The 20,997-nt window shown below is 60.9% G+C and carries 15 protein-coding genes; 9 read left to right on the top strand and 6 right to left on the bottom strand.

The window, feature by feature from the left end; genetic code table 11:
- Positions 1 to 235 precede the first annotated feature (235 nt).
- The 5 genes from rlmKL (at position 236) to rmf (ending at position 6,612) form a co-directional block, all read left to right on the top strand.
- Positions 236 to 2,407: a bifunctional 23S rRNA (guanine(2069)-N(7))-methyltransferase RlmK/23S rRNA (guanine(2445)-N(2))-methyltransferase RlmL gene (rlmKL, locus tag OKC30_RS03840; protein WP_052814621.1), complete on the top strand. Its 2,172-nt coding sequence runs from the start codon at positions 236 to 238 to the stop codon at positions 2,405 to 2,407.
- Positions 2,407 to 2,634 (top strand): glutaredoxin family protein, encoded by a 228-nt coding sequence (locus OKC30_RS03835; RefSeq protein ID WP_102948506.1) that lies wholly within the window; start codon positions 2,407 to 2,409, stop codon positions 2,632 to 2,634. Before rlmKL ends, OKC30_RS03835 begins: the two co-directional genes overlap by 1 nt.
- A 72-nt stretch (positions 2,635 to 2,706) precedes the next feature.
- Positions 2,707 to 4,617, top strand: a complete 1,911-nt coding sequence (gene uup / locus OKC30_RS03830) for an ATP-binding cassette ATPase Uup (RefSeq protein WP_270665178.1) — start codon at positions 2,707 to 2,709, stop codon at positions 4,615 to 4,617.
- A gap of 8 nt (positions 4,618 to 4,625) precedes the next feature.
- Positions 4,626 to 6,275, top strand: a complete 1,650-nt coding sequence (locus OKC30_RS03825) for a DUF3466 family protein (RefSeq protein ID WP_010674760.1) — start codon at positions 4,626 to 4,628, stop codon at positions 6,273 to 6,275.
- Between the two features lie 157 nt (positions 6,276 to 6,432).
- A complete protein-coding gene (rmf, locus tag OKC30_RS03820) occupies positions 6,433 to 6,612 on the top strand; it encodes a ribosome modulation factor (protein WP_005315693.1) in 180 nt (59 codons plus the stop codon).
- A gap of 80 nt (positions 6,613 to 6,692) precedes the next feature.
- Here rmf and fabA read toward each other — a convergent pair whose 3' ends face one another.
- From fabA to OKC30_RS03800, 4 genes are all read right to left on the bottom strand, one after another.
- A complete protein-coding gene (gene fabA, locus OKC30_RS03815; protein WP_010674758.1) occupies positions 6,693 to 7,253 on the bottom strand; it encodes a 3-hydroxyacyl-[acyl-carrier-protein] dehydratase FabA in 561 nt (186 codons plus the stop codon).
- A 78-nt stretch (positions 7,254 to 7,331) separates the two neighbouring features.
- Positions 7,332 to 9,311 carry a Lon protease family protein gene (locus OKC30_RS03810; protein WP_102948504.1) on the bottom strand — a complete coding sequence of 660 codons (1,980 nt, stop codon included), beginning with the start codon at positions 9,309 to 9,311 and terminating at the stop codon, positions 7,332 to 7,334.
- Between the two features lie 206 nt (positions 9,312 to 9,517).
- A complete protein-coding gene (locus OKC30_RS03805; protein ID WP_041205791.1) occupies positions 9,518 to 10,813 on the bottom strand; it encodes a tyrosine-type recombinase/integrase in 1,296 nt (431 codons plus the stop codon).
- Positions 10,814 to 11,093: 280 nt separating this feature from the next.
- Positions 11,094 to 11,399: a YebG family protein gene (locus OKC30_RS03800; RefSeq protein ID WP_005329584.1), complete on the bottom strand. Its 306-nt coding sequence runs from the start codon at positions 11,397 to 11,399 to the stop codon at positions 11,094 to 11,096.
- 220 nt (positions 11,400 to 11,619) lie between these two features.
- Between OKC30_RS03800 and OKC30_RS03795 the strand changes: the two genes are divergently transcribed.
- From OKC30_RS03795 to rsmF, 4 genes are all read left to right on the top strand, one after another.
- The gene (locus tag OKC30_RS03795; protein WP_010674754.1) at positions 11,620 to 12,264 is read left to right on the top strand and encodes a paraquat-inducible protein A; all 645 of its coding nucleotides are present in this window, start codon (positions 11,620 to 11,622) and stop codon (positions 12,262 to 12,264) included.
- Positions 12,242 to 12,850, top strand: a complete 609-nt coding sequence (locus OKC30_RS03790; protein ID WP_041205789.1) for a paraquat-inducible protein A — start codon at positions 12,242 to 12,244, stop codon at positions 12,848 to 12,850. Before OKC30_RS03795 ends, OKC30_RS03790 begins: the two co-directional genes overlap by 23 nt.
- A gap of 51 nt (positions 12,851 to 12,901) precedes the next feature.
- Positions 12,902 to 15,454, top strand: coding sequence for an MlaD family protein (locus tag OKC30_RS03785; protein WP_270663942.1), 2,553 nt, complete (start codon positions 12,902 to 12,904; stop codon positions 15,452 to 15,454).
- A 129-nt stretch (positions 15,455 to 15,583) separates the two neighbouring features.
- Positions 15,584 to 17,014 (top strand): 16S rRNA (cytosine(1407)-C(5))-methyltransferase RsmF, encoded by a 1,431-nt coding sequence (gene rsmF, locus OKC30_RS03780; protein WP_041205785.1) that lies wholly within the window; start codon positions 15,584 to 15,586, stop codon positions 17,012 to 17,014.
- Positions 17,015 to 17,255: 241 nt separating this feature from the next.
- Here the strand turns inward: rsmF and OKC30_RS03775 are convergent, their stop codons facing one another.
- Both OKC30_RS03775 and OKC30_RS03770 read right to left on the bottom strand, forming a co-directional pair.
- The gene (locus OKC30_RS03775) at positions 17,256 to 20,222 is read right to left on the bottom strand and encodes a Tn3-like element TnAs1 family transposase (protein ID WP_001138014.1); all 2,967 of its coding nucleotides are present in this window, start codon (positions 20,220 to 20,222) and stop codon (positions 17,256 to 17,258) included.
- Positions 20,223 to 20,225: 3 nt separating this feature from the next.
- The gene (locus OKC30_RS03770) at positions 20,226 to 20,786 is read right to left on the bottom strand and encodes a recombinase family protein (protein WP_001161490.1); all 561 of its coding nucleotides are present in this window, start codon (positions 20,784 to 20,786) and stop codon (positions 20,226 to 20,228) included.
- Between the last annotated feature and the right edge of the window lie 211 nt (positions 20,787 to 20,997).

Genomic DNA, 20,997 nt, shown 5'->3' with positions numbered 1-20,997 from the left:
GTCTCTCTCTTGTTCCATTATTTGTCTTTTTCCTTCGTCTGGTCGTCACGACCATTTTCTGCCTGGTCCTGGCAAGATTTTCGAATTCTTTACGAATGTGATGGTAGACAGCTGCCAGCCAAGAGCGGGATCCTGTCGCCCGCAAGGGGGGAGGGGAGAGTCTGCCGCGCCTCTTGCCGTTTATATGGCGCCTTTGTCCAAGGTTCGAGTGCCGAGCGCGGGCCGATAAGGTATAATGCGGCACTATTTTTATGGCATCCCCGTGAGCGTGATGAAAGAATTTTTTGCAACCTGCCCCAAGGGGCTGGAAAACCTGCTGGCCGTCGAGCTGACCAATCTGGGTGCGGAGCAGGTCCGTGAGACCGTGGCCGGCGTCCACTTCAAGGGCGAACTGGCCATCGGCTACAAGGCCTGTCTGTGGAGCCGCTTTGCCTCCCGTATCGTGCTGGTGCTCTCCGAGTTCCAGATGAACGACGATCTGGACCTCTACCTCGGGGCTCATACCATTCCCTGGGAGGAGCACTTCTCCGGTACCGCCACCATCGCGGTGGACTTTACCGGTACCAACGCCTCCATTCGCAATACCCAGTACGGCGCCCTGAAGATCAAGGACGCCATCGTCGATCGCTTCACCAAGCGCGGCCACGTGCGCCCGGATGTGGACAAGAAGTCTCCGGACATTCGCATCATGGCGCACCTTGGCAAAGGCAAGGCCAATATCACGCTGGACTTGTCAGGCCCGGCGCTGCACCAGCGCTTCTATCGCCAGGGCACCGGCGAGGCGCCCCTCAAAGAGAACCTGGCTGCGGCCATGATTGCCCGCAGCGGCTGGGCTGGCGAGCCCATGATGGACCCCATGTGCGGCTCCGGTACCCTGCTGATTGAAGCGGCCTTCATCGCTGCCGACATGGCGCCTGCGCTGCGCCGTGAGCGCTTCGGTTTCGATCGCTGGCTGCAACACGATGGTGAACTGTGGCAGAGTCTGATGATGGAAGCCCAGGTGCGTGCCAAGCGCGGCATGCAGCGCTGCGAGGTGAAACTGTTCGGTTGCGATGCGGATACCCGGGTCCTGATGAAGGCCCGTGACAACGCCAAGGCCGCCGGCGTGGCCCATCTCATTACCTTCAAGCAGGCCGATGTCACCAAGCTGGAAAATCCGCTGCCGATGCCGGCTGTGGAAGGAGAGAGCCGTCAGGTCGGCATGCTCATCTCCAACCCGCCCTATGGCGAGCGTCTCGGTGAATTCCCGGCGTTGCTGGAAGTGCATCAGGCCCTTGGCGATGCCCTGCGCCGCGGCTTCCAGGGGTGGAAGGTCACCATTCTCTCCGCCTCTCCCGAACTCCTGAGCTGCCTGCGCTTGCGTGCCGACAAGCAGTATCGCCTGTTCAACGGCGCCCTCGAGTGCCAGCTGCGCAACTATCAGATCGCCCTCGATGCCGTCGCTTCCCAGAAAGAGGTGGCCCAGGACTTTGCCAACCGTCTGCGCAAGAATCTGAAGACCCTCGAGAAATGGGCGAGCAAGGAGAACCTCGATTGCTACCGCCTCTATGACGCGGACTTGCCGGAGTACAACGCTGCCATCGACCGCTATCAGGATTATCTGGTGGTACAGGAGTACGCGGCGCCCAAGGACATTCCCGCCCAGAAGACCCGCCAGCGTCTGCTGGACATGGTGCAGGCCGCCATCAAGGTGACCGGCATGGACGGCGAGAAGGTGATCCTGAAGGTGCGCGAGCGCCAGGAAGGCAAACAGCAGTACCAGAAGCTCTCCGAAGAGCAGCACCGGATGGAGGTTCAGGAGTACGGTGCACGCCTCTGGGTCAACCTCTACGACTATCTGGACACCGGCCTCTTCCTCGACCATCGCCAGACCCGCCGCATGCTGGGCCAGATGGCTCGGGGCAAGCGCTTCCTGAACCTCTTCGCCTACACCGGCAGTGCCACCGTGCACGCGGGGCTCGGCGGCGCCCGCGAAACCACCACGGTGGACATGTCGCGCACCTACCTCAACTGGGCCCAGGACAACATGCGCCTCAACTCGCTGGTGGGCCGCGAGCACAAGTTCGTGCAGGCGGACTGCCTGAAGTGGCTCTCCGAGGCGGACGAACAGTACGACCTCATCTTCATCGATCCGCCCACCTTCTCCAACTCCAAGCGGATGGACGAGAGCTTCGACGTGCAGCGGGATCACCTGCTGTTGATGCAGCACCTCAAGCGCCTGCTCGCGGCGGACGGCACCCTGGTCTTCTCCAACAACAAGCGCCACTTCAAGATGGACTTGGCCGGCCTTGACGCCATCGGTCTCAAGGCGCAGAACATCACGAACAAGACCCGGCCCAAGGACTTCGAGCGCAACCAGCATATCCACAACTGCTGGATCATCACCCACGCCGAGGCACAAGGCTGATGCTGACCCTGTTTCACACCGACGGCTGCCACCTGTGCGAACAGGCGTGGACGCTGGTGGAACAGGCCGGGATGGCCGCGCAGACCCGCCGTTGCGACATCCTGGAGGAGGAGGCCTGGCTCGAGGCTTACCGGGTGCGCATCCCGGTGCTGCAAGACAGTGCCGGCCGGGAGCTGGGCTGGCCTTTTACCCTGGGGGAGCTGCAAGGCTGGCTGGTACAGGGGTGAGCAGGATTTGACGACAAAACGGGGGCAGACTCACGCTGCCGCCCGTTTTTTCATAAGCAACAAGGAACAAACATGGCTCTTTTGACATTGCACGGCGCGTCCCTGTCGTTCAGTGATTTTCCGCTGCTCGACCATGCCGAGCTCACCATAGAGCGGGGCGAGCGCCTCTGTCTGGTGGGTCGCAACGGGGCGGGCAAGTCTACCCTGATGAAGGTGATTGCCAGCGAACTGCCGCTGGACGACGGCCGTCTGGTGTTGCAACAAGATTTGAAAGTGACCCGCCTCGAGCAGGATCCGCCCGCCTCGAGCGAGATCACCGTGTTCGATTACGCCGCAGAAGGGCTGGCCGGGGTAGGGGAGCTGCTCAAGCAGTACCACCATGTCTCCCACGCCCTGGCGCACGACCCTTCCGATGCCAACATTCGCACCATGAGCCAGTTGCAGGAGCAGCTCGACTATCAGAACGGCTGGCAGTACGAGACCCGCATCAATCAGGTGCTGACCCTGCTTGATCTCGACCCTGATGTGACGCTCGACAGTCTGTCTGGCGGCTGGCTGCGCAAGGTGGCTCTGGCCCGCGCCCTGGCGTGTGACCCGGATCTGTTGCTGCTGGACGAGCCGACCAACCACCTGGACATCGATGCCATCAACTGGCTGGAAGAGTTCCTCAAGGACTTTCGCGGCGCCATCGTCTTCATCTCCCACGACCGGGAGTTCATCCACAAGCTGGCGACCCGGATCATCGATCTCGATCGCGGCGTGCTCACCTCCTGGCCCGGCAACTACGACGAATATCTGCAAGGCAAGGAGGAGTGGCTGCGGGTCGAGGAGCTGAAAAACGCCGAGTTCGACCGCAAGCTGGCCCAGGAAGAGGTATGGGTGCGCCAGGGGATCAAGGCGCGTCGTACCCGCAACGAGGGACGGGTGCGGGCCCTCAAGGCGATGCGCATGGAGCGCACCCAGCGCCGGGAACTGCAGGGCAAGGCCAAGCTGCAACTGGACGAGGCGGGCCGCTCCGGCAAGCTGGTGTTCGAGACCGAGGGGCTGGGGCTGGACTTTGGTGATCGCACCCTGTTCCAGGGACTGGATCTGCAGGTGCTGCGCGGGGACAAGATTGCTCTGGTGGGCCCCAACGGCTGCGGCAAGTCGACCCTGATCAAGCTGCTGATGGGTCAGCTCGAGGCGAGCCGTGGCTCGGTGCGCCAGGGGACCAACCTGGAAGTGGCCTACTTCGATCAATATCGTGAGCAGCTCGACCCCGAGAAGACGGTGGTGGACAACGTGGGGGAGGGCAAGCAGGAGGTAATGGTTCGCGGCCGCTCCCGCCACATCCTCGGCTACCTGCAGGACTTCCTGTTCGAGCCCAAGCGGGCGCGCACCCCGGTCAAGGCCTTGTCAGGGGGCGAGAAAAACCGTCTACTGTTGGCCAAACTCTTCCTCAAGCCCAGTAACTTGTTGATTCTGGATGAACCAACCAACGACCTGGATGTCGAAACGCTGGAATTGCTGGAAGAGCTGCTCACCGATTACCCGGGCACCCTGCTGCTGGTCAGCCACGATCGCCGTTTCATCGACAATACCGTGACCGGCTGCTGGCTGTTTGAAGGGGATGGACGGATCAGCGATTATGTCGGGGGCTACGCCGACATGATGGCCACACGAGCCCTGCAGGCCGCCCAACAGACGGCCAAGGCGACCCAGAACAAGGTGGCAGAGCCTGTCGCGTCGGCAGCGGAGCCTGCGAAAAAAACACGAAAACTCTCTTACAAGTTGCAACTGGAGCTGGATAATCTGCCAGCCCGGCTGGAACAGTTGGAAATGGAACTCGATGCCCTGCAGGCCGAGATTAACCACCCCGGTTTCTTCTCTCTGCCAGCAGAGCAGACCCAGCCCAAACTGGATGCATTGAATGCGGCAGAGGCCGCATTGGAACACGCCTTCTCCCGTTGGGAGGAGTTGGAAGCGTTGAAACATCAAGACTAAGGAAGTAGATGAAAAAGCAATTATCCATGCTGGCCATCCTGGTCGGCGCCAGCCTCAACGCGCAGGCGGCACAAAGCTCCTTTTTCACCATCGTCGATGACGAAGTCAAAGGCTATGCCAGCGGGATCAGCGGCGATGCCAACGGCCTCATCGGGCTCAACACCAAGAACAACATGGCGGAATACTTCTCCACCGTGCGGTTTGCCGACTTCCTGGTCGATCGTTTCCGTTTCGAGCAGGGTTGCATGCTCTCCAACTCGGTCTGCAACTCCTTCTGGAGCGACAACTCGGGCTTTGCCTACCAGTGGCGTCGCGACTTCCTGGACAAGGTGGATCAACGCAGCAACCTGGGCTACGTGACCAGCTCCGAGGTCGATGGCCTGGTGACGGCCCTCGGGGATGTCCCGGAGGATCGGGTCGGTTACAAGATGAATGGCAAGCTGCGCACCGCCTTTGCCGTGGTCAATGACGGCAACCCGGTCGAGCTCAAGGATGCGGCCAGCACCCACGGCCTGAGCGTACCCACCTCCATCAAGAAGCTGGACAACGGTCAGTATCTGGTGACCGGTACCGCGGCCAGCGACAAGTATCGCCACAAGGTGGGCGGTGACTTCTACAAGTGGTGTTTCGAGACGGGCAATGACAGCCAGTACGGTGACTTCCGCTACTGCCCCGGGGTCGATACCCAGGCGAGCTTCTGGCTGCTCAACAGCTCGGGCGGGTTCAACAAGCTGATGCAGGCCGGTACCTATGGCCATCAGCGTGACGAGGTGCTGCAAACCGCCTCTGCACTGGGCGTGGCCAAGTACAACGGCACCCTCTACGGCGTGGGCTACAGCTCCACCGGCGAGGTGGGCACCGGTGATCTGGATGGTCGCAACCTCGCCAGCTACTGGACCCTGGATACGGCTGCCGGCACCGTGGGCACCACCAAGATCATCCCGCTGCCGGATGGCGAGCCTGGCAAGGACGATGCCAAGCTGCAACACAGCTGGGCCGTGGCCGTCAACGACAACGGCTACGTGATCGGCAACCAGCGCTATCGCATCAACAAGGGACAGAACCGCCCGGTGGAGATGTTCCTGTTCAACCTGAGCAAGCCGGGTACGGCGGCCAGCCTTCCTCTCCAGGACAAGCCGGTCTCGGGGGCAGGCTCGGAAGCGGCCGCCATCAACGAGCACAACATGGTGGTCGGCTGGCGCGACTCCCGCCATCAGACCCAACCGGTGGTCAATGGTACCAACCGCATGCAGGAAGCCTTCCTGCTGAACGCGGCCGCCCCGGCCAACAGCTGGTATCTGAACGATCTCATCTGTGGCAAGGATGACGCCGGCAACAAGCAGTGTGCCCAGAACGGCAAGTACTATCACATCGCTTACGCCAGCGGCATCAGCAGCGACGGCACCATTGCCGCGACGGCGTATCGCTATGACAGCGAGAGCGACCTCAACAAACGCGCCAACGCCACCGTGGTCGCCGTCAAACTGACGCCGGCCGTGGCGGATTATCAGGGCAATGCCCCGGCCAGCTATGTGGTCAGCAATGCGCCGGTCAACAACCAGACCGGTCAGGATGGTGGCGAGGGCGGTGGCGGCAGCCTGTTCTGGTTGACTCTGCTGGCGCTGCCCTTTGCCTGGCTGCGTCGCTATCAGCGATAAATAAGTGTCATCAAAAATTAATGCAGTTCAGTATCTTGTGTCACAACCCCTGAATAGCATGGAATTTTTTGTTTGACCCTGCCTCCCCCCTGGGGTAAAGATGAAGGCGACCGGTGAAAAACTGGTCGCTTTTTTTGTTCCACGAAGAGGGTCGTAGATGATGAAAAGACAGAAACGGGACCGTCTGGAGAGAGCTCGCGCTCGTGGTTATCAGGCTGGCGTAGTCGGCAAACAGAAAGAAGCGTGTCCGTACCAGTGCCTGGATGCAAGGGGCCATTGGCTTGGTGGTTGGCGCGATGCCATGGAAGGGCGAGGCTCAGGCCTCTTCATGAAGTAACCGATACTTCATCACTCATTACAAAAGGAAAGGGGCCATCGTGGCCCCTTTACGTTGTCTCTGCTCACCCAGGAGCAGGATCAGAATGCGGTGGTGTCTTTGAACAGGCCCACTTTCAGATCGGTGGCGCTGTAGATGGGGCGACCATCCACTTCCACGACGCCATCGGCAATGCCCATGACCAGTTTGCGGTTGATGACGCGCTTGAAGGTGATCTTGTAGGTGACCTTCTTGGCCGTCGGCAGGATCTGGCCGGTGAACTTGACTTCACCGACACCCAGCGCACGTCCTTTGCCAGGACCCCCTTTCCAGCCCAGGAAGAAGCCGACCAGTTGCCACATGGCATCCAGGCCCAGGCAGCCGGGCATGACGGGATCGCCGGGGAAGTGGCAGTCGAAGAACCAGAGATCCGGCGTAATATCGAGTTCAGCCAGGATTTCACCCTTGCCGTGCTCGCCGCCATGGTCGTTGATCTTGACGATGCGATCCATCATCAGCATGTTGGGGGCGGGCAGCTGGCTGTTACCTTCACCAAATAATTCGCCACGGCTGCAGGCAAGCAGCTCTTCACGGGTAAAGGACTCTTTGCCTTGTTCGCACAGGGAGAGGCGGGGATCAGTGGTGTCGTTATCTAGGGTCACGCTGTTTATCCTTCATATGGGTCAAAGCCGGGCCAATTTAGCTTACAGCTGTTCGCTAAACAACTCCGATCACTTCATTTAACGGCCAAGCAGCCGATCCAGCAGGCTGCGCAGCAGGCCGCCACTCTTGGTTGCCGTGCCATTGAGTTCGTCAAGTCTCTCCTGGATGCGACCAAACAGGGTATCCGGCATGTCCGGTTCGCCAGCAACGCAGCCGGTGAGCAGCTCGATAGCCTCTTCCACGTGATCCACCGGGTGGATGTGGAACTGGCCGGCCTCTACTGCCGCGATCACTTCATCAGAGAGGTTGAGCTGCTGGGCGTTGGTGCCGGGCAGCAGAATGCCTTGCTTGCCGGTGAGACCGTGGATCTTGCACACCCGGAAGAAGCCCTCAATCTTCTCGTTCACGCCGCCAACGGCCTGCACATTGCCGAACTGGTCGACCGCACCGGTCACGGCGAAGTGCTGATAGATGGGCTGGCGGGCGAGGGCGGAGAGGAGGGCACACAGGCCGGTCAGGGAGGCGCTGTCACCATCGATCTCGTGGTATGACTGCTCGAACACCAGGTTGGCCGAGAGCGGCGAGGGGTTCTCTGCACCGAACTTGTTGGAGAGGTAGCCGTGGATGATCATCATGGCCTTGGCGTGAATGTGACCGGCGAGCTCCGCCTTGCGCTCGATGTCAGCCACATCGCCATCCCCGAGGTGGACGGTCGCGGTGAGGCGTACCGGCTCCCCGAAGTCATAGGGATGGCCGGCCACCTGGATGACGGAAAGGCCGTTGATCTGGCCAACCTCTTCACCGTCGGTCTGCAGCAGGATCTGGCCGTCGATGACACCCTGATCCGATTGCTCCACCAGATAGTTGAGGCGGTAATCCTGCTCTTCCAGGGCGAGCAGGATATGTTCGTCAGTGACGCAGGTCGCTTCCAGCTCGCGGGCCAGGCTGTCGGCCATGCGCATGATGGCGCCGAGCTGTACCTCGGAGAGGGATAGCCACTCCTGGTGGTCACACAGGCGGCTGGCATGGCGACAGAGGGCGAGGAGGGCACTTGGCGTGAAATCCAGCAGCGCCCAGCGCGCTCGCAGCCAGGCGAGATATTGCAGGAAGGCGGGGAGATCTTCCTCGATGTTCACTTCGGAGACCAGATCGGCACGCAGGAAGATGCGCTCCGCCATGTCCCTGTCCAGCATCTGGAATTCCGCCACGTCCAGCCTGTCACCGACCAGGATCAACTTGAACCGGATGGGGGTCGCTTCCGGGGTGAAGAACGGCGTCAGCGTCTTGCCTTCCTGATAGGCATTCCAGTCCAGCTCGCCTTTTTGCATGGCGTTTTTGAGCTTGAACCAGAGATGAGGCTGATCCAGCAGCTCATCGAGCTGAAGTATCAGGTAACCACCGTTGGCTTCCCGCAGCAGACCAGGTTCCAAAAGGTGCTGGTTGGCGTAAACGGAGCCTTGTTCCGTCTGATAGTTGATGGAGCCGAACAAGGTATCCCAGTTCAGGTCACGGCCGTAGACGACAGGGGCTTGCTGATCCTCATGATGGATCAGCAGGTTGATTAGCACCGGGTGCTGGAACTCGAGGCCCTGGGCGACATGGGCGGCCAGATCGGAGAGGAAATCCACGATCTTGGGGTCGTTGTTCTGTTTGCGGATGATCCGGGTGACCAGCCGCTCGGCGTCGAGATGGTGGCTCATCAGCTTGAGCAGCTCACCGACCATTTCGCAGAACTCGAAACCCGAGCCCGGTTGCAGGCGCAGCCAGATGGGCTTGAAAGGGTTGTTGAGATTCTCGGTATAACAGAGATCGAACAGGTCGCCATCCTTGCCATTCGAAGAGGCGATCAGGGTCTGGCAGACATTCTCGTAATCTGCACCGGGGAAACCGTTGAGGATCATGACCGGGCAGTCACCATCAAAACTGGCCAGCCGTTTGATACCCGAAATCGCTCTGGGTTGCAGGGCGGCAAACGGCATGGGGTCGAGTTCGCCAAGTGTGGGGAACTGCTCAATCGAGAAAGCGGGTTTTAATTGTTCTGATGTTAATTCAGCCACTTAAGACATCCGGTCGGGGATAGGATCAATTGCCACCATTATACACAGTTCGGTTGAGGGTGACAGAATACCAAGATATATCATTTAACATAATATACATTATGCGCGGTGTCGAGTTTATGAGTCCCAGGGCATGGTCAATCAAGGATTGTCTTTAGGTCCCGCGTCTTGGTTATGAGTGCAGTTTTATTGTTCACCACTGGTTATCAATCATATGTACGGTCCTGGTCGAGCAAGTGGTCCAGCGGCTTGCGGCTGGCACTCTCGTGACGTTCCCGGTTGCTGGTGTGCAGGTACTTGGAGGTGGTGTCGATGCTATCGTGTCCCGCATCGGCTTGTACGTGGGATAAAGGCCGGCCGTGCAGATTGATGTCATGGGTGATACCGGTGTGGCGAATGGAGTGCGGCGTCAGGGTTCGCATTTCAGCGGCATCCTGATCAAAACCGTCTTGTTCGGCGAGGCTTGCGGCCTGTTCAAATACCGCCATTACCAGGTCTCGTAGCTGGCGGATACCCAGATTGGCATTGAGTTCACCTTGTTCGCGGCCATGGGCCGCCGCCTTGTGGCGTACGAACAGCGGGGTTTGCTCTCCGGGGGCCGGCAGTGGCGAAAGTCCAAGAAAGGTACGATAGCGAGCCAGGGCTTCGAGCAGAGCCTGAGAAACGGCCACGGTGCGACGTTTACCGCCTTTGCTGCGGGGAATGTCATAACCCCAGACGCCCGTTTTGGCGTCACGTCGAAACTGGCCCATGACGGGGCTGAAACCCGGCCTGGCCGCCACCTCGGAAATCCGCAGATAACAGGCATACATCAGACAGATGAGAAAGCGGCTGCGCTCATGTTGTGCCGGGCATTCGGCAGCGAGCTGTTCGGCGGCTTGCATCACATAGGACCATTGCAGTTCGGTGAAGGATTGCGCGTCTTCACCAGCCTCCTGGGGGCCCGCACGTTTAACCCGCTGCAGCAGGAGAGCCGGATTGCGATCCATGTACTCCTCCTGGATGAGAAACTGGAAGAAGGCGGACAAAATGGCGAGTTTTGTCTTCATCGCCTGCTCACTCAGTCGATACGGCAGCTCCCGGCCCAGTTCCCGCTTGCCAAGAAACGGACGCCACAGGGGGTTTGGCAACCGTTCCCCCCACTCCTTGTCGAGCACGAACTGGGCGACGTTGCGATAGGCAATCAGTCCGGACGGTGGCGCCTGGCAATAGTCGAGATAGCGCATCATGATGCGCCTGGTGAGATCCCTGGGGCTGATGGCCACCTCGCAAAAACACCAGTGCAAAAAAGTGGTCAGCTCACTGCGATAGGTCTTGTAGTTGTTTTCGCTGTGGCGCTGCTCCAGCAGCCAGTCGACGGCCAGCTCATACACGATCCCCGCGTCGGGGACCTTGCCAAGACTCAGGGTGGCGAGGTACTGGTTGACCTGGGGATTGCCCGCTTCAAGGTGGTCCACGCTATCGAACAGTGGCATGGCGGGTGGAAGTGCTGGATGAGTCATGATGGTGTGTGATGTCGGTTGAATGTTTTGAACGGGGCCGTAACCCCCTGATGCCGATAAATGGGGTTATCGGCATCAGGGCTTGCAGTGCGCCTTGGGGGCAACGACCTGAGGCATCTTGCTGTGATACCCCATGATCACGAGCAATCGGCATATTCAATGAATATGCAGTGTGGTTGGAAAATTCTCGGGGAAAATAGCCGCGATAATGACTTAAGTTGCACTTTTCATGAATGAGAGAGCGGCTTCTGCCTCACATCCCCTTCCCCGCCCTTTCGTCTCAAGCCACACTCTTCAGGGGCTTCCCCTTTGGCAGTTCAGTATCCAGCTTGTCTTCTTTGGGTGGATTCCCCTGCCCTTTTCCACCGCGCAATACCTGCTGCAACTGATCCCGCTGCTCGGCCAGATAAAAGGCCAGACTCTCCTGCTGCTCCGGTGCAAGCGAGACCGGCGCACCCGCCAGCAGTGTCATCAGCTCATCGGCGGTGTCCAGCAGTTTGTCATAGGCATCCGCCTCTTTCTTGCTGGCAAAGGTCATCTTCTCCACTCCCCCACGTACCACAACATACTTGATCTCAACGGCCATCGCGGCGCCCTCCTGATGATTGTGATTGCAAGTATATGTACGTATATACAGTATTGCAAATACCCTCAGCATGTCGGCATGCATCGCCAGCCCCTGCTTGGCTGGCGGCGGCCAGTTCACAGCGGAAAACACGTCTTTTCAAAGGGGGGTGTGCAGCGCGGCAAGACAGGGCAGGCGTTTTAAGGTAAATTTCATCAATTCCTTCAACAGGTTGAATCGTATGTCGGATCCGCACTCGGTGATTGTCTGTCCGGCCTGTGACTTGCTGATCGAACGCAAGTTGCTGCCGCTGCGCCGTCACGCCCATTGCCCCCGCTGTCATCAGCATCTGTATGGGCGCTATGCCTTTCGCCCTTCCCAGTTGATGGCGCTGACCATCACCGGATTCCTGTTGCTGCCTTCCGCGTTTTTTGAGCCTTTGATCTATCTTCGTCTGGCGGGCGTGAACTCGGACGCCAACCTGATCAAGGGAATTATGATGCTGTATGCCGAGAGCGAGCTCTGGGTGGCAACACTGGTGCTCTGGTGCGCCGTGCTGGCGCCGACCGGGCTGCTGCTCGGGATCTTTGCCCTCGCCTCCGGCCTAGCCAAGCGCTGGCATCTGCTGGCGTGGACCCTCAAAGCGGTCGAGGTATTTCGCCACTGGGCCATGCTGGAGGTGTACATCGTCAGCCTGCTGGTCGCCCTGTTCAAACTTATCGACATCGCCGACGTGCGCCTGGGAGGCGGTCTGCTGAGCTTGGGTTGTCTGATGCTGCTCAACATGACGCTGCTGATCCTCTTTGATCCTGCCCCTTACTGGGAGCGGATTCCGCTGCAACATGCCTCCCGGGAGCCGGACCATGTTCCCGATCAGCGCCCGTGAACTGGGGCTTTGCCGCTGCCATACCTGCGGGTTGCTGGTGCGCCATCAACACGGCATGAGCTGCCCTCGTTGTCACACCCCCTTGCAGATGCGCATCCCCCATTCCCTCGCCTGGTCATGGGGCCTGTTGGCGCTGGCCACCTTCATGTTGTTGCCTGCGAATCTGCTGCCCATCACCCACTTCTACAACAAGGGATTATTGCAGTCCGATACCATTTTCAGCGGTATCATGGCGCTCTATCGCAGCAAGATGTCCGGCATCGCCACCATAGTGCTGACCGCGAGCATCATCGTGCCCATCGGCAAGATCCTGGGTCTTGGCTGGATCTGCTGGCAGTTGCAGCGCAGCAAGCCGGTGCGCCGCAAACGCCAACTCGTCATGTACCGCATCATCGATTTCATCGGACGCTGGTCCATGCTGGACCTGTTCGTCATCTCGCTGATGGTGGCCCTGGTGGATCGCGGCGTGCTGCTCAACGTGCGTGCCGGCCCCGGGGCGACGGCGTTCGCCGGCGTGGTGGTGCTCACCATGATGTCGGCCAGGATGCTCGATACCCGCCTGTTGTGGGACAAGGCGGCCCGTTAATGTTTTTTGTGTCGAACGCGCTGTGCATCACAGCCAATGTAAGGAGTCGGTATGGTCGGGGCTGAGCCCGTCATTGAGAAGCACCGCTGGTTATCACCGGTCTGGTTGCTGCCCTTCATCGCCCTCTTGCTGGCGGGAGGCTTTCTCTACCAGCAGTGGACGAGCAGTGGTCAACTCATTCGCATCAACTTTGCCCAGGGCAACGGTATCTTGCCGGGCAAGACCCAGTTGCGCTATCAGGGGGTCGCCATCGGCGTGGTCCAGGAGCTGGAACTGGCACAGGATGGTCGCAAGATTGCGGTGCTGGCCAAGGTGGACAGCCGTGCCCGCTCCCTCATACGCAAGGGCTCCGACTTCTGGCTGGTGAGTCCGAAGGCGTCACTGACCGAGATCTCCGGCCTGGACACCCTGGTGTCAGGCAACTACATCAACCTGCAACCCGGACGGGAGAACAACCCGCTGGAGGATGAGTTCGATGCCCTGGATGGCCCTCCCCCCGGTTATCAGGCCCAGGGGCGAACCCTGCACCTGACAGCCGATTCTCTGGGGTCGGTGGGCATCGGCGCCAAGATCTATTTCCGCGGGCTGGAGGTGGGCAGTGTCATCAACACCCGTCTTGGGGAAGAGAACCAGAACGTGATCCTGGATCTGGTGATCGAGCCGCGCTTCGAGCACCTCGTCAAGGCGGATACCCGATTCTGGAACATCAGCGGCATCAAAGGCTCCTTCAGCCTGGCTGGCGTCAGCGTGGAAGCGGGCAGTCTCACCTCCATTCTGAGCGGCGGCATTGCGTTTGACTCCCCCAAGGATTCTCCCGTGGCGCAAAAGGGGGTCAACTTCATCCTCTACAAGGGGTTGGCCGAGGCCGCCCGGGGTGAGCGCATCACCATCCAGGCGGGGACTCTGCCCATCAAGGAAGGGATGCCCATTCTCTATGAGGGCATCGAGATTGGACGAGTCGACCCTATTCGCCTCACCGAACAGGGACGGAGCGTGACGGCCCTCATCAACCCCGAACAGGCGTTCCGGGTGACCGGCAAGAGTCGTCTGGTGTGGGAGACGGTCTCTCTCTCCCCTGCCGGGATCAAGCATGCGGATCGCCTGCTGGCCGGGCCCGCCATTCGTCTGGACTATGAACCCGGTAAACGGGTCAACACCATGACCCTGGAGAGCCAGGCACAGCGCGGCGGCATCAAGCTGACCCTGCAGGCAGAGGATCTCGCCGGTTTGAGCGAAGGGGCTCCGCTCTGGTTCAAGGGGTTGCAGATAGGTCAGCTCGGGGCACTGACCCTGGATGCCGGCGGCAATGCCAGTGTCGAGTTGCTGGTGAACGAGCGTTATCGCCATCTGCTGCAACGGGCTCGCTTCTATCGCGCCGCCCCCTTGCAGGTGGAGGCGGACCTCAGCGGTATCAAGGTGGAGACCAGCCCGGCCAGTGCCTGGTTGGCGGGGGGCATCAAGCTGGTACAGGCTGCGAAGGGTGACAGGATTGACCGCCTCTACCCCAGCCAGGAGCTGGCCCTGCTTGGGAGCCGCCATGCCAAAGCGGTCAGCTGGACGCTGCGTGCCGCTCAGGCTGATGGTATCGGTGTGGGCTCCCCCGTCCTCTACCTAGGACTGGAAGCGGGCAAGGTCAAGGCGCTGGATGCCGATGATCGCGGGGTGGCCATCACCCTGGAGATCGATGCCATCTATGCTCCTTTGCTCAAGCAGCAACCCCAGTTCTGGAAGAAGGCCGCCATCGACGGCAAGATCCGGCTCGACGGCGTGCAGGTCAAGATGGGGAACCTCGCCACCCTGCTGCGTGGTGCCATCGAATTCGACAAGCTGGGGACAGGTCGCAGCAGTCATCAGCTCTTTGACAGCAAGGAGCAGGCAAGCTCCCAGGTGCGCACCCTCACGCTCACGGCGGATCACAACCCGGGTCTCGGGGTTGGCAGCCCCATCCGCTATCGCGGAGTGGACATCGGCAAGGTAGAGCAGGTGGAACTGGACCCGACCCTGGGCCAGGTAAGCTTCAAGGCCGAGCTGAATGAGCAATATGCCGCGCGTTTCCTGCAATCCGGGGCACGCTATGCCCTGGTGCAGGCCAAGGTCGGGCTGGGGGGGGTTGCCCACCTCGATACCCTGATCAAGGGGGCCTTTGTGGAGGCGACGCCGGGCCGGGGGGCTGGCAAGGAGACCTTCCCCTTGAGTCAGAGTGGCCCCGCCGGTCTTGCCCTGACCCTCAAGAGCCCCTCCGTCGATGGCATCAGCGTGGGCAGCCCCCTGCTGTTTCGCAAGATGGTGGTGGGCAGCGTCACCGGCGTGACCCTGGCCCGGGATGGCAGCGAGGTACTGATCGATGTGAATGTGGATGGACAGTACGCCCATCTGATACGCGCCAATAGCCGCTTCTGGAATGTCTCCGGGGTCAAGGCCGATATCGGGCTGACCGGTGGCACCATCGAGGTCGAAACGGTGCAAAGCCTGCTGGCAGGCGGGATTGCCTTCAATACGCCGGAGCGGGAAATGGGCGCGACCGTCAAGGCGGGCCATCGTTATCCGCTTCATGCCAATGCAGAGAAAGAGTGGCTGGAGTGGAGCCCCCGCATCTTGCCCTGAGTTATTCCCCTGTTCGTCAAAAACCGGCCTTGTGCCGGTTTTTTTATGGCCTCATGGACTCCCCCATCAAGAAGGGCCGCGCACTGTGGTAAGATGTCGCCCCTTATTTTGGGTCAGCGAGATTGCGCCGTGCACGACAACACCTACCTCCCCGATCACTTCCTGCGTCACATTGCGGAGTTCATGCCATCCCATCTCTCCATGGAGGCATTCGTGGCGAGTTGCCGGCAGCCGCTGCGGCGCAGCATCAGGGTCAACACCCTCAAGATCACGGTATCCGAGTTTGTCGCCCGTATGGCGCCGCTTGGTTGGCAGCTGGATCCCGTGCCCTGGTGTGCAGCCGGCTTCTGGCTCACCCGCAGCGATGAGAGCGTTCCCCTTGGCAACACGGCCGAGCATTTGTGCGGCCTCTTCTATATCCAGGAAGCGAGCTCCATGTTGCCGGTGATGGCGCTCTTTGCCAGTGAGCAAACCCGAGGGGATGGCATGTTGCTGGACGCGGCCGCCGCCCCTGGCTCCAAGACTACCCAGATCGCGGCGCTGATGGAAAACCGCGGCATGCTGATCGCCAACGAGTTTTCCAGCAGCAGGTTGAAAGTGCTGAGCGCCAATATCCAGCGCTGCGGTGTGACCAACGTCGGCATGACCCATTTCGATGCCAAGGTCTTTGGCCAATGGCTGCCTGAAACCTTCGACGCCATCCTGCTCGACGCCCCCTGCTCCGGCGAGGGGACGGTGCGAAAAGATGAAGACGCGCTGCGCAACTGGAGTCTCGAGAGCATCGACGAGATTGCCGCGGTGCAGCGTGGCCTGCTGGAGAGCGCTTTTCACGCCCTCAAACCCGGCGGCGTACTGGTCTACTCCACCTGCACCCTGAGCCTGCAAGAGAATCAGGCCGTCTGTCAGTCGTTGCAGGAGAAGTTCGGTGATGCCTTCAGCTTTGACTCGTTGGCCGATCTCTTTCCGGGAGCGGAGAAAGCCTGTACACCGGAGGGATACTTGCACGTTTGGCCCCAGATCTTCGACAGTGAAGGATTTTTCGTCGCCCGGTTGCGCAAGCATCACTCCGTGCCCAACACCATGTTCAAACCGGGCAAGCTCGGCAAGTTCCCCTTCTCGCCGCTGCCAGAGAAAGAGGCTGGCCCCATGCTGCGGGAGATTGAAGGGAATTTTGGCATCGTGCCCCATGGCCAACTGTTTGGCCGCAATGACGAGATCTGGCTCTTCCCTCACGCCTTCGAGCAGGTACAGGGGAAGCTGCGCTTCGATCGCATCGGCATCAAGCTGGCTGAGACCTTCAAGAAGGGATATCGATTGACCCATGAATGGGCTCTGGCTTACGGCCATGAGGCGAGTAAGGGATGCGTCGAGCTGGATGCCTCCAATGCCCGTGAATTCATGATGGGACGAGATGTCTGGCCAGAGCAGGATGCCGGGACTGGGGAAGTGATCGTTCGTTACCAGGGGCACCCGCTCGGCATGGGGAAATGGGTGGGGAGTCGCATCAAGAATGCCCTGCCCCGGGAGCTGGTACGGGATAACAACCTGTTCAATGCGTGAGAGTGGGGTCGCTCGAGCAAAAACAGCGCCTGTTCGAGTCTGAAAAACCCCCACTCTGGTTCAACTTTTATCCGGTTCTTGAAATGCCTAGAGCCTTGTCTAAGCTTAAGGCTATCCGCATACCAGTTAGCGCACGGCTCTGCAAGGAGCCAATTCCCCTATGCCAGGTACAAGGAATTCGTACCTGGCTTTTTTTGTCTTCCTTTTTGGGGAGCCCGCAGAATTCGGAAAAAATCGTACGCTAAGGTTTTCCGGGCATCCGTAAGGGCCGAAACTTCCCGTCTTCCAGTCTGCGGCTCTGCCGCCAGACGTAATCGCCGGTTAGGTTGATGTGCTCCCAGCCCAGCGGCGACAGGAATTGCAGCAGCTCGCCGTCCACCGGCTTGCCGGCCTCGACCAACCCCTGGGTGGCGCGTTCCAGGTACACCGTGTTCCACAGCACGATAGCCGCCGTCACCAGGTTGAGGCCGCTGGCCCGGTAGCGCTGCTGCTCGAAGCTCCGATCCCTGATTTCCCCAAGGCGGTTGAAGAACACCGCCCTGGCCAGCGAGTTGCGCGCCTCACCTTTGTTCAGGCCGGCATGCACGCGGCGGCGCAGTTCAACACTTTGCAGCCAGTCCAGGATGAACAGCGTGCGCTCGATCCGGCCCAGCTCGCGCAGGGCCACGGCCAGTCCGTTCTGGCGCGGGTAGCTGCCGAGCTTGCGCAGCATCAGCGAGGCGGTGACGGTGCCCTGCTTGATCGAGCTGGCCAGGCGCAGGATGTCGTCCCAGTGGGCACGCACGTGCTTGATGTTCAGGGTGCCGCCGATCAGCGGGCGCAACGTCGGGTAGGCTTGCACGCCCTGCGGCACGTACAGCTTGGTTTCGCCGAGGTCGCGGATGCGCGGCGCGAAGCGGAAGCCTAGCAGGTGCATCAGGGCAAAGACGTGATCGGTGAAGCCGGCCGTGTCGGTGTAGTGCTCCTCGATCCGCAGGTCGGACTCGTGGTACAGCAGGCCGTCGAGCACATAGGTGGAATCGCGGACGCCGACATTCACCACGCGGGTGCTGAACGGCGCGTACTGGTCGGAGATATGGGTATAGAACAGCCGTCCCGGCTCGCTACCGTACTTCGGGTTGACGTGCCCGGTGCTCTCGCCCCGGCCACCCGCGCGGAAGCGCTGGCCATCGGAGGATGAGGTCGTGCCGTCGCCCCAGTGGGCGGCAAAGGCGTGGCGATACTGGTGGTTGACCAGCTCGGCCAAGGCCGCCGAATAGGTTTCGTCGCGGATGTGCCAGGCTTGCAGCCAGGACAGCTTGGCGTAGGTCAGGCCGGGGCTCGACTCGGCCATCTTGGTCAGCCCGAGGTTGATCGCATCACCGAGGATTGCGGACAGCAGCAACGTCCTGTCTTTGGCCTCGGCCCCGTCCTTCAAGTGGGTGAAGTGGCGGCTGAAGCCCGTCCAGTCGTCCACGTCCATCAGCAGTTCGGTGATCTTGATGCGCGGCAGTAACTGGCTGGTTTGGTCGATCAGCGCCTGCGCCCGATCCGGCACCGCCGCATCCAGCGGGGTGATTTTCAGCCCTGACTCGGTGAGGATGGCATCGGGCAGCTCGTTGTCCTTGGCCAGGCGGGTGACGGTGGCCAACTGCTCGTCCAGCAGCTGCAAACGCTCTTCCAGGTACTGGTCGCTGTTCGGGTTGATCGCCAGGGGCAGGGCCTGCTCGCGCTTGAGTGCGGCGAACTTCTCGGCCGGCAGCAGGTAGTCGTCGAAGTCGCGGAACTGCCGCGAGCCCTTGACCCAGATGTCGCCGGAGCGCAGGGCGTTCTTCAGCTCGGACAGGGCGCAGATTTCGTAGAATTTCCGGTCGAGGCCTTCCGGGGTGATCACCAGCGGCTTCCAGCGCGGCTTGATGAAGGCCGTGGGTGCATCGGCCGGCACCTTGCGCAGGTTGTCGGCGTTCATCTCACGCAGGGTCTGCACGGCTGCCAGCACGCCTTGCGCGGCCGGCGCGGCGCGCAGTTCCAGCACCTCCAGCAAGGCCGGCGTGTAACGGCGCAGGGTGGCGAAGTTCTCGCCGACCAGGTGCAGGTGGTCGAAGCCTTCCGGCCGGGCCAGCAGCTCGGCCTCGCTGACGCTCTCGGTGAACTCGTCCCAGGGAATCACCGCCTCGATGGCGGCATAGGGGTCGCTGCCGCTTTCCTTCGCTTCCAGCAGCGCCTGGCCGATCCTGGAGTACAGGCGCACCTTGTCGTTGATCGCCTTGCCCTGCTTCTGGAACTGCTGCTGATGCTTGTGCTTCGCGCCGCTGAACAGCTTGACCAGGATGCGGTCATGCAGATCGACCAGCTCATCGATCACGGTCGCGGTGCTCTCCAGCACCACGGCGGCCAGGGTCGCGTAGCGGCGCTGCGGCTCGAACTTACCGAGGTCTTTGGGCGTCATCTGCCCACCCTCGCGGGCCAGCTTGAGCAGGCGGTTCTGGTGGATGTGCCGGCCCAGGCCTTCGGGCAAGTCCACCAACTGAAATGTCTTCAGCCGCTCGATGTGTTCCAGCATGTGCCGAGAGTTGGGTTTCAGCGGTGCCTGGCGCAGCCAGGTCAACCAGGTGATGCTGCTGCCGGCCTTGAGCTTCAACAGCTCGTCCAGCTTGGCCCGATGCGAGTCCGTGAGTGGTTCGACCAGGGCGCGGTAGACCCGCCGATTGGCTCGCGCAATGGCTTCCGAGCAGGCCCGGTCAATCACGCTCAGCGCCGGCAGGATGCGTCGTTTCTGCCGTAGGCTCTCCAGGGCCTGACCGGCCAGCAGCAAGCCTTTGTCGGTCTGCTGGGCCAGCTCGGTTAGCTCGCGCACCAGGGCGCGGAAGTCGGACAGGCCGAACGGGGCCAGTTGCAGGTAGGTGCGCAGTTCCTGGGCATGCTCGCGACGGGTCACGTCGCGCTCGCCGTACTTTGCCCAGCTCGCCGGCTCGGCCTGGACTTGCTTCGCCACCCACAGGATGACCGGCTCGGGCAGCTCGCTGTCGGTTCCCAGCGCGTAACCGGGGTAGCGCAGCAGGCAGAGCTGCACGGCGAAGCCGAGGCGGTTGGCGTCGCCGCGTCGCTGGCGGATCAGCGACAGGTCGGAGTCGTTGAAGGTGTAGTAGCGGATCAGGTCATCCTGGCTTTCCGGCAGCGCAAGCAGGGTGTCCCGCTCCGTGGCCGAGAGGATCAAGCGACGCGGCATGTGTCAGTCGTCCGTGCGGAGGTACTGGTAGAGGGTTTCCCGGCTGATGTTGAACTCGCGGGCAAGCTGCGCCTTGGGCTCGCCGGCCGTCGCTCGCTGCCGCAGGGTAGCAGCCTGCTCATCGGACAGGGCTTTCTTGCGGCCCCGGTACGCGCCACGCTGCTTGGCCAAGGCGATGCCCTCACGCTGCCGCTCGCGGATCAGGGCGCGCTCGAACTCAGCGAAGGCCCCCATCACCGACAGCATCAGGTTGGCCATCGGCGAGTCCTCGCCAGTGAACACCAGGCCCTCCTTCAGGAACTCGATGCGCACGCCGCGCTGAGTCAGCTTCTGTACCAAGCGACGCAGGTCATCGAGGTTGCGGGCCAGCCGATCCATGCTGTGCACCACCACTGTATCGCCTTCGCGGACGAAGCTCAGCAGCGCTTCGAGCTGGGGGCGCTGGGTGTCCTTGCCCGATGCCTTGTCGGTGAACACCTTGCTCACCTGGGTTTGTTCCAGCTGGCGTTCCGGGTTCTGGTCAAAGCTGCTGACCCGGACGTAGCCGATGCGGTGCCCCTGCACGATGTCTCCTTGGTTGAAGGCGGCTTAAGTGCACTTTCTGTTCCGTTGTGCCTCAAAGCCCATTTCTGTCAGGCTGAAATCTATAACCTTCGCGGGCATGTGTCAAAAAATGGGAAAGCAGACTCTATTCTGACTGTCGTTTTCAGAAGACGGCTGCACTGAACGTCAGAAGCCGACTGCACTATAGCAGCGGAGGGGTTGGATCCATCAG

The organism is Aeromonas sp. QDB18 (genome assembly GCF_027705325.1).
In the GTDB taxonomy this organism is placed as follows: domain Bacteria; phylum Pseudomonadota; class Gammaproteobacteria; order Enterobacterales; family Aeromonadaceae; genus Aeromonas; species Aeromonas caviae.
This window is presented reverse-complemented; position numbering and strand designations above follow the sequence as displayed.